This is a genomic window from Cytobacillus sp. IB215665, assembly GCF_033963835.1.
Lineage (GTDB): Bacteria > Bacillota > Bacilli > Bacillales > SM2101 > Nanhaiella.
The window spans coordinates 48,360-58,218 of record NZ_JAXBME010000024.1; the positions used below are offsets into that span (position 1 = coordinate 48,360).

10 protein-coding genes are annotated in these 9,859 nt (G+C 35.6%); all 10 read left to right on the plus strand.

The genetic code is table 11. The features are described from left to right. The first annotated feature begins 44 nt into the window (after positions 1-44). The 10 genes from cysK to lysS all read left to right on the plus strand — a co-directional run bounded on the left by cysK (position 45) and on the right by lysS (position 9,172). Positions 45-968 (plus strand): cysteine synthase A, encoded by a 924-nt coding sequence (gene cysK, locus SLH52_RS21005; protein ID WP_320211154.1) that lies wholly within the window; start codon positions 45-47, stop codon positions 966-968. 493 nt (positions 969-1,461) lie between these two features. After that, on the plus strand, positions 1,462-2,877 hold the full coding sequence (trpE, locus tag SLH52_RS21010; protein ID WP_320211155.1) for an anthranilate synthase component I: 1,416 nt from the start codon (positions 1,462-1,464) through the stop codon (positions 2,875-2,877). Positions 2,878-2,954: 77 nt separating this feature from the next. Beyond that, on the plus strand, positions 2,955-3,533 hold the full coding sequence (gene pabA, locus SLH52_RS21015; RefSeq protein ID WP_214484062.1) for an aminodeoxychorismate/anthranilate synthase component II: 579 nt from the start codon (positions 2,955-2,957) through the stop codon (positions 3,531-3,533). A 7-nt stretch (positions 3,534-3,540) separates the two neighbouring features. Beyond that, the gene (pabC, locus tag SLH52_RS21020; RefSeq protein ID WP_320211156.1) at positions 3,541-4,410 is read left to right on the plus strand and encodes an aminodeoxychorismate lyase; all 870 of its coding nucleotides are present in this window, start codon (positions 3,541-3,543) and stop codon (positions 4,408-4,410) included. A gap of 74 nt (positions 4,411-4,484) precedes the next feature. Beyond that, positions 4,485-5,261 (plus strand): dihydropteroate synthase, encoded by a 777-nt coding sequence (gene folP, locus SLH52_RS21025; RefSeq protein ID WP_320211164.1) that lies wholly within the window; start codon positions 4,485-4,487, stop codon positions 5,259-5,261. Then, the gene (gene folB / locus SLH52_RS21030; protein WP_320211165.1) at positions 5,254-5,613 is read left to right on the plus strand and encodes a dihydroneopterin aldolase; all 360 of its coding nucleotides are present in this window, start codon (positions 5,254-5,256) and stop codon (positions 5,611-5,613) included. Before folP ends, folB begins: the two co-directional genes overlap by 8 nt. Continuing rightward, positions 5,614-6,141: a 2-amino-4-hydroxy-6-hydroxymethyldihydropteridine diphosphokinase gene (gene folK, locus SLH52_RS21035; protein WP_320211157.1), complete on the plus strand. Its 528-nt coding sequence runs from the start codon at positions 5,614-5,616 to the stop codon at positions 6,139-6,141. Continuing rightward, positions 6,093-6,305 (plus strand): helix-turn-helix transcriptional regulator, encoded by a 213-nt coding sequence (locus SLH52_RS21040; protein WP_320211158.1) that lies wholly within the window; start codon positions 6,093-6,095, stop codon positions 6,303-6,305. Before folK ends, SLH52_RS21040 begins: the two co-directional genes overlap by 49 nt. Positions 6,306-6,348: 43 nt before the next feature. Further along, a complete protein-coding gene (gene dusB, locus SLH52_RS21045) occupies positions 6,349-7,350 on the plus strand; it encodes a tRNA dihydrouridine synthase DusB (RefSeq protein WP_320211159.1) in 1,002 nt (333 codons plus the stop codon). Positions 7,351-7,687: 337 nt separating this feature from the next. Further along, entirely contained in the window at positions 7,688-9,172 is a 1,485-nt protein-coding gene (gene lysS / locus SLH52_RS21050) for a lysine--tRNA ligase (RefSeq protein ID WP_320211160.1), read from the plus strand. Positions 9,173-9,859 lie beyond the last annotated feature (687 nt).

Sequence of the window (9,859 nt, forward strand, 5' to 3'; positions counted from 1 at the left end):
GTATACAAAACAAATCAAAATACTCGGAATTAAGAGGTGATAAAATGAAAATTGTTAATTCTGTTAATGAGTTAATCGGCCAAACGCCAATTGTAAAGTTAAACCGCCTTGTCGAAGACGATTCTGCTGAAGTATATTTAAAGTTAGAATTTATGAATCCTGGGAGTAGTGTAAAGGATAGAATTGCTTTAGCAATGATTGAAGCAGCAGAAGAGAAAGGTTTACTAAAACAGGGTGATACAATCGTTGAACCGACAAGTGGTAATACAGGAATTGGTTTAGCGATGGTTGCAGCAGCCAAAGGTTATAAAGCAATCTTAGTAATGCCAGAAACAATGAGTTTAGAAAGAAGAAATTTACTAAAAGCTTACGGTGCAGAAATCGTGTTAACTCCTGGTAGTGAGGGGATGGGCGGAGCGATACGTAAGGCTAGTGAATTGCGTGAAGATCACGGATATTTTATGCCACAGCAATTTAAAAATGAGGCGAATCCTGAAGTTCATAAGCTAACTACAGGAGTAGAAATAGTTGAACAAATGGGTGATCAATTAGATGCATTTGTTTCAGGGATAGGAACTGGCGGAACAATTACTGGAGCAGGTTCAGTATTAAAAGATAAATATCCAAATGTAAAAATTGTAGCTGTTGAACCATCAGATTCACCTGTCTTATCTGGAGGTAAACCAGGACCGCATAAAATTCAAGGTATTGGCGCAGGATTCGTACCAGATATTTTAAATACGGATGTGTATGACGATATTTTGAAAATTACTACTGAAGAAGCATTTGAATATGCGCGTCGTGCTGCTAAAGAGGAAGGTATTTTAGGTGGGATATCGTCAGGTGCAGCAATATGTGCGGCATTAAAAGTAGCGAAGCAGCTAGGAAAAGGAAAAAAAGTGTTAGCAATTATCCCAAGTAATGGTGAGAGATATTTGAGTACACCACTTTATCAATTTGAAGAATAGAACTTCATAAGAAATAATTTTTGTAAAAACAGCTCCTTAACGGAGCTGTTTTTTTAGGCTGTAAGCACGTATATTCTGTATACGTGGCATCTTTGCTACTTTAAAAAATTATTGAGTTCCCAATAAAACTCTTTTGCAACAAAGTTTGCTCAAAGAGTCTTTTTTTATTAATGTTGCTTTCGTATTTAGTAGTGTTTCATACTAAGACATCAGAACGTATAAATCTAACGATTGTAGCATTAAAGGCTATGACAGTTGCCCTTAATTGATCAAGCATAGAAACAATATTTACGAAATTAACGAGAAGAGCTTTTAATTAAAGTGGAAAGGTTCTAGTTATAGTGATAAACACGGTAGATATATTAACTATTTTGGTCTTCATAACTCTTTTTACACTTTCATTCGAAATTTTAGTTGCTGGAAGGTGAACTCTTAGTGACATTCTTGTACAATAGGCTTATCAGTTTTAGTTTGGGGTAAGGAGTGTGACACGATGCAACAAAGAAGACCTGTAGCTAGGAAGTTACCTATAAAAGAAGATGAGTGGTTTAAAAGATATAAATACTTATCAAAAGATGAACCGTATCACATGCTACTTGAAAGTGGCCGTGGAGGGAAATATAGCATAATTGGTCTAAGGCCGTTTGCAACAATTAAAGGAAAAAATAATCAGGTTGAAATTATAGAACACGGTCAACGCTCTACAATAGAAGGAGATCCACTTGTAGTTCTTAAGGATTGGATGAGGAAATATAAAACTGAACATGTACCTAGCTTACCAGATTTTCAAGGTGGTGCTATTGGCTATATAAGCTATGATTATGTTCGACAAATTGAGAAATTACCTAAAGTGGCTGCTGATGATTTACTTACACCTGATATTTGTTTTTTTATTTTTGATGACATTTTTGTTTATGATCATAATGAGAATATACTATGGCTAATGACGATTGATAACAGAGATGATGAAAGAGCACAGAAACGTTTAGATCATTATGAGAGGATGTGGAGTGAAGAGATAAGTCATGAACTAAATTTCGCTTATCCTACACATGCAGGTGGACATCAAAATGTATCAATGTCTGAAGAAGAATTTAAAGAAGCGGTAGAAAAGGTAAAAAATTATATTGCACAAGGTGATGTCTTTCAGATTAATTTATCCGTACGGCAATCAAAATCAATTACAAGGCACCCTATTGACATTTATGAACAATTACGTGAGTTAAACCCATCCCCATATATGGCATATTTGGAAATGGGTGATGTTCAAATTGTTAGCGGTTCTCCAGAGCTTCTTATTAAAAAAGATGGAGAAGAAGTGAGTACGCGTCCGATTGCAGGGACCCGCTCTCGTGGAACAACTCATGAAGAAGATGTTAAGCTTGCCAATGAGCTTATTCAAAATGAGAAGGAACGGGCTGAACATGTGATGCTCGTTGACTTGGAGCGGAATGACTTAGGGAGAGTTTGTCAATATGGAACGGTAGAAGTTGATGAATTTATGATTATTGAGAAATATTCACATGTAATGCACATCGTCTCAAATGTGAAAGGGAAGTTAGGTGAAAATAAGAATGCATATGATTTAATTAGAGCTGTTTTCCCTGGTGGAACGATTACTGGGGCACCTAAAGTGAGGACGATGGAAATTATAGAAGAGTTAGAGCCTGTACGTAGAGGAATGTATACAGGGTCAATTGGTTGGATAGGCTTCTCAGATAACGTTGAATTAAACATAGTTATTAGAACAATGGTTGTAAAGGATGGCATTGCTCATATTCAAGCAGGCGCAGGTATTGTAATTGATTCAAATCCAAAATATGAGTATAAAGAGTCATTAAAAAAAGCTAAAGCACTGTGGAAGGCTATTGAATTATGTGAAGCTAAGAAAGTAAACTCATTCGAGTAAATTTGAACATTGAAGCTTGCTAACTTCTCACTTGAAGGGATGCAAAAGCTCTAAAAAATATTGATGAGGTGACGATAATGATTTTAATGATCGATAATTATGATTCTTTTACGTATAACCTAGTACAATACTTAGGTGAATTAGGAGAAGAGTTGGTCGTAAAGCGTAACGATGAAATAACGATAAAAGAAATTGAAGAGTTAAACCCAAACTTTATTATGATTTCCCCTGGGCCATGTAGCCCTAATGAAGCAGGTATAAGCCTAGAAACTATCCAATATTTTGCTGGGAAAATTCCACTTTTCGGAGTGTGTTTAGGACATCAATCGATTGCTCAGGCATTTGGTGGCGATGTTGTAAGAGCTGATAAATTAATGCATGGAAAAACATCTCAAATTTTTCATAATCAAAAAACAATTTTTACAGATATTGAAAATCCTTTAACTGCAACTAGATATCATTCTTTAATTGTGAAAAGAGAGACTTTACCTGATTGTTTTGAAATTACAGCTTGGACTGAAGAAGATGAGATTATGGCGATTAGACATAAAACCCTCCCAATTGAAGGTGTTCAATTTCATCCAGAGTCTATTATGACTGCTTTCGGTAAACGACTACTTAAAAATTTTATTGAGCAATACAGGGAAGTAAAATAATCAGTTTATGTATATATACTTAGACGGCAAAATTATAAAAAAAGAAGATGCGAAGATCTCTCCATTTGACCACGGGTATATGTATGGAATAGGTTTGTTTGAGACACTTGCAGTATATGATGGACACCCTTTTTTGTTGGATGATCATCTTTCAAGGTTAAATGAAGGGTTAAACAGTTTAGCGATAGATATAGAGCTGCATCGAGACGAGATTTTCTCAATAATTACTCGTTTACTTAACAAAAACAACCTTACAAATTCTTACGTTAGATTGAATGTTTCAGCTGGAGTAGGAGATATTGGTTTATCGGTTGAACATTATACAAAACCTACCGTCATTATATATATAAAACCACTGCAAGTACCAGTTGCTGAAAAAGCTGGTGTATTTCTAAAAACAAAGAGAAATACACCAGAAGGAAAAAGTCGTTTAAAGTCACATCATTTTTTAAACAATGTTTTTGGGAAGAGAGAGATAGGGGTAGATGCGACAAAGGAAGGGATATTCCTATCTCAAAATGGATTTATTGCAGAGGGGATTGTGTCGAACGTTTTTTGGGTAAAGAACGATAAAATCTACACACCTTCTCTAGAAACAGGGATTTTGAACGGAGTTACAAGACAATTTGTAATGACTCTTGCAAAACATAATGGTTTGCATATTGATGAAGGGTTATTTAAACTAGATGAAATACTAATGGCTGATGAGGTGTTTGTAACAAATTCGATTCAAGAATTGATACCGATATATAAAATAGAGCATAGATATTTTCAGGGAAATAAGGGCAACGTTTTTAATACTTTGAAGAAGCAGTACGATGAAACGAAAAAATCGTTATGGAGTAGGGGTGACCTACAAAGCTTTTGGAAGGAGTGAAACGAGTGAAAGGTCAGCCTTTACAGTTATCATGTGGACCTTATCATCTAGATTTTACTAAGAAGACCTATATTATGGGTATAGTCAATGCTACACCTGATTCATTTTCAGATGGGGGTAAATATAATTCGATCGAATTAGCTGTAAAACATGCTGAGAGAATGACTTCTGAAGGTGCTGATATTATTGATATCGGAGGAGAATCAACACGCCCTGGGGCAAACAAAGTGTTGTTAGATGAAGAATTATCAAGAGTTATTCCAGTTGTAAAAGAAGTTGCGGCAAATGTGAATGTGGCGATATCTATAGATACGTATAAGGCTGAAGTAGCTAAGCAGGCAATTGAGGCTGGTGCTCATATTATCAATGATGTTTGGGGTGCTAAGGCTGATCGGAAAATGGCCGAGGTAGCTGCACATTATCAAGTTCCAATTGTATTAATGCATAATCGGACTAACCGTAATTACCAAAACTTTATTGTTGATGTGCTTAATGATTTGAGAGAGAGTGTGTCTATAGTTAAATCTGCCGGAGTGAAAGATAATAACATCATTTTAGATCCTGGTGTTGGTTTTGCAAAATCTTTTGAACAGAATCTTGAAATCATACGACATTTAGATGAGTTAAACAAGCTTGGATACCCTGTGTTATTAGGGACATCTCGAAAGTCTTTCATTGGACAAGTTTTGGATTTGCCACCAGCTGAACGTGTAGAAGGTACAGGTGCGACTGTTTGTTTAGGTATAGAAAAAGGATGCCACATCGTAAGAGTTCATGATGTTATGCAAATTTCTAGAATGGCCACGATGATGGATGCCTTGGTAGGGAAAGGTGTGAAGAACAATAGATAAAATAGTTGTCAATGAAATGATGTTTTATGGTTATCATGGGGTATTTACTGAAGAAACAAAATTAGGACAGCGGTTTTTAGTAGATGTTGAGCTTCACCTCGACTTATCAAGTGCCGGTCAAACTGATCAATTACAAAATACAGTTAACTATGGTGAAGTATATGAAATTTGCCAACGTATTGTGGAGGGAAAACCATATAAGTTAATAGAATCAGTGGGCGAAAGAATTGCAGCTGATTTATTAGCAACATTCGTTCCAATAGAAGAATGTACTGTGAAAATAACAAAGCCTGGCCCGCCAATTCCGGGTTATTATAAAGATGTAGCAGTATTCATAACAAGGAGTCGCTAAATGACACGAGAAGCTTATATTGCACTAGGTTCTAATCAAGGTGATAGACAATTATATTTGTTTAAGGCTATTAAAAGTTTACAATTGCATCCTCAAATTACTATAATGAAAACTTCATCAATTTATGAGACAAACCCTGTTGGTTATACAGATCAGGATCAATTTCTGAATATGGTAATTAAAGTTAATACAGACCTTTCAGCACTTGATTTATTAACGATTTGTCAGCATACAGAAGAACAATTAGGAAGAAAAAGGGAAATTAGGTGGGGTCCGCGAACAATTGACCTTGACATTTTGTTATATAATCAAGAAAATATTGAAACAGAGCAACTTATTGTTCCACATCCACGTATGCTTGAAAGAGCATTCGTCATGGTACCATTGTTAGAGATCGATCAACATGTTGTCCTTGTAAAGGATGTCGATTCATCATCGGTTAATATCAACAAATTAATTGATAGAGAAGGGGTACATGTATGGAAACGGAGAATTGGGGAAGACGTATTCGAGCTTTTCGAAAGCTAAAGGGCTATACCCAAGAAAGTTTTGCAAAAGATCTTGGGGTTTCAATAACTGTGTTAGGAGAGGTAGAGAGAGGAAATCGATTACCTAGCGAAGAGTTAGTGAAAAATATTTCGGATAAACTTGAAGTAAGTATAGGTGAGTTATCGCCATTTAGTGACCTATAAGTCAATTATATAGATTAGAAGTATATAACAAGGAGGGACAAATATGCTAAAGATTGGTGATTTACAAATGAAAAACCCTGTTGTGTTAGCGCCTATGGCTGGTGTATGTAACTCAGCCTTCCGTCTAACTGTAAAAGAATTTGGTGCAGGGCTTGTTTGTGCAGAAATGGTAAGCGATAAAGCCATTCTATATAAAAATGCAAAGACGTTAGGTATGCTCTATATTGATGAACGAGAGAAGCCGCTCAGCTTGCAAATATTTGGTGGAGAAAAAGAGACTCTTGTAGAAGCTGCGAAATTTGTAGAACAAAACACAACAGCTGATATTATTGATATTAATATGGGATGTCCAGTTCCCAAAATTACAAAGTGTGATGCAGGTGCAAAATGGTTGCTTGATCCAGCTAAAATATATGAGATGGTTGCTGCTGTAGTTGATGCTGTACAAAAACCTGTCACTGTGAAAATGCGTATGGGTTGGGACGATGATCATATATTTGCAATTGAGAATGCAATGGCAGTTGAACGTGCCGGAGGAAAAGCTGTATCGTTACATGGGAGAACTCGTGAGCAAATGTACGAGGGTAAGGCAAACTGGGATATCATTAAACAGGTAAAACAAGCAGTTAATATACCGATCATCGGAAATGGTGATGTTGAATCTCCACAGGATGCAAAAGCGATGCTTGAGCAAACAGGTTGTGATGGGGTAATGATAGGACGAGCGGCATTAGGTAACCCTTGGATGATATACCGTACAGTCAAATTTCTTGAAACGGGTGAATTAATTGAAGAGCCTGGAATTCGAGAAAAGATAGATGTTTGTATTTTACACCTTGACCGACTAATTGCTCTGAAAAATGAGAACATAGCTGTGAAAGAAATGAGAAAGCATGCAGCATGGTATTTAAAAGGGATTAAAGGCAATGCAAGAGTAAGGAATGCTATAAATGATTGTCATAATAGAGCGGACTTAGTAAATCTACTAATAAAGTTCGTTGATGATGTGGAAAATAAACAGCAAAGTGTAGCGAAAGTTGTTTGACATCAAGTATGGCCTAGAATATAATAACCCCTAAAAGACGTTTATATACTGCCAGTCTATCGCTGGCAGTTTTTCTAAAGGAAGAAAAGTATCACCCTTTCACGTTGAAGGCATAAGCAACTTCAGCGGAAAGGATTCCAACGCTTTTTAGAAACTAAATTCTTTAGACTTAACTCAATTTCAGAATAACTCGGCAATGTCGGGTTTTTCTTTTTAACAATGGCTGTTTTCGTATAGATTGTTGTTGGAAGAGCCCTTGATAAGTAACGCTTCTTTTGAACTAGAAGTATATAAAATCTCTTTTTTTGTTAGAAAAATAATATTGGAGTTGATAGGTATGAGTACAGAAGAGTTAAATGATCAGTTAGTAGTCAGACGTGAAAAATTACATAAGTTAGAAGAAAACGGGATTGATCCGTTTGGAAAACGTTTTGAACGTACACACTCCGCTAAAGAGCTGATTTCCACATTGGATCATTACTCTAAGGAAGAGTTAGAACAAAATGAAGTACAAGTTAAAATAGCAGGTAGAATAATGACAAAACGAGGGAAGGGTAAAGCTGGTTTTGCGCATATTCAAGATTTGACAGATCAAATCCAAATATACGTTAGAAAAGATGCGGTAGGTGATGCACCATATGAGACTTTTACCATCGCAGACATTGGAGATATCATTGGAATTTCTGGTACTGTTTTTAAAACAAAAGTTGGGGAGCTTTCTATTAAAGCAACTTCATTTGAATTATTAACAAAATCACTTAGACCATTACCTGATAAATACCATGGTTTAAAGGATATAGAGCAAAGATATCGTCAGCGATATTTAGATTTAATTACTAACCCTAAAAGTAAGCAAACGTTCATATCTAGAAGCCAAATTATTCAATCTATGAGACGTTATTTAGATAACAATGGATATTTAGAGGTAGAAACTCCGATGATGCACTCAATCGCAGGCGGAGCTTCGGCAAAACCTTTTATTACTCACCATAATGCTCTAGATATCCCTTTATATATGAGAATTGCAATTGAATTACATTTAAAGAGATTAATTGTTGGTGGCTTAGAAAAAGTTTATGAAATTGGTCGTGTTTTTCGTAATGAGGGTGTATCTACTCGTCATAACCCGGAATTCACAATGCTTGAACTTTATGAGGCGTATGCAGATTTTGAAGACATTATGTCATTAACTGAAAATATGATCGCTCATATTGCAGAGGAAGTACTCGGGTCTACAACTGTTATGTATGGTGATGATGAAGTAGAATTAAAGCCAAAATGGAAAAGGCTACACATGGTTGACGCAATAAAAGAATATGTTGGCGTAGACTTCTGGAAAGAGATGAGTGTTGAAGAAGCACGTGCTCACGCGAAAGAGCATGGTGTTGAAATAAATGATAATATGTTATATGGACATATTGTAAATGAATTCTTCGAACAAAAAATAGAGGATAAACTTATACAACCGACATTTATTTATGGTCATCCAGTAGAAATTTCTCCTCTAGCTAAGAAAAACGCACAAGATCCGCGTTTTACTGATCGTTTTGAGCTGTTTATCGTTGGTCGTGAACATGCCAACGCATTTACCGAACTGAATGATCCTATTGATCAAAGGCAACGTTTTGAAGCACAAATAAAAGAACGTGAGCAAGGCAATGATGAAGCGCATATGATGGATGAGGACTTTGTTGAGGCGTTGGAGTATGGAATGCCACCAACAGGGGGATTAGGAATTGGAATTGACAGATTAGTCATGTTGTTAACGAATGCTCCATCCATTAGAGATGTGCTGTTATTCCCTCAAATGAGAAACAAATAGTTAATTCCCCCTAAACTTGTCGTTTAGGGGGTTTTTTCATAAAGTTGTTTTTCCTATATTGATCAACATATGTATATAACTAGATTTTTTGGCATTCATCTTTTCTTCTATAAAACCAGTTTTCGTATTGAATGTTGATTTTCTTCTTAGATATAAGGACTTTTACATCTAGCGTTCGTGATATTTTGTCTACTTTTTACAACTATTAAGCTCTTTTAAAGCTATCATACTGCTTGTTTTTGTAGAAATAGTAGCGAAGTTTACGAAATGAGCCTTTATAAAATGATGACTGTTGCGCAAAACAACATCATTAAATTCTAGTTTAGTAATAATAGTAACATTGTTTATAAACGGGGTCTTAATAAATGCTTTAGATGAAGATTCAACAATTAATAAAGTTTCTTTAAAATTTTATTAAAAAAACTATTGATTGTTATTAAAATAGATGATATATTATTATTCGTCGCTAAGAAACAACGACAATTATTGATGAAAGTCGACAAAAAAAGATGTTGACTTAGACAAGATTCGATGTTATTATAATAAAGCTGCTCCAAGAAAAACGCAGCTGAAATGTTCTTTGAAAACTAAACAAAACAAAAGCGTCAACGTTAATTTTTTTTGAACAAATGAGCAATCAAACTTTATTGGAGAGTTTGATCCTGGCTCAGGACGAACGCTGGCGGC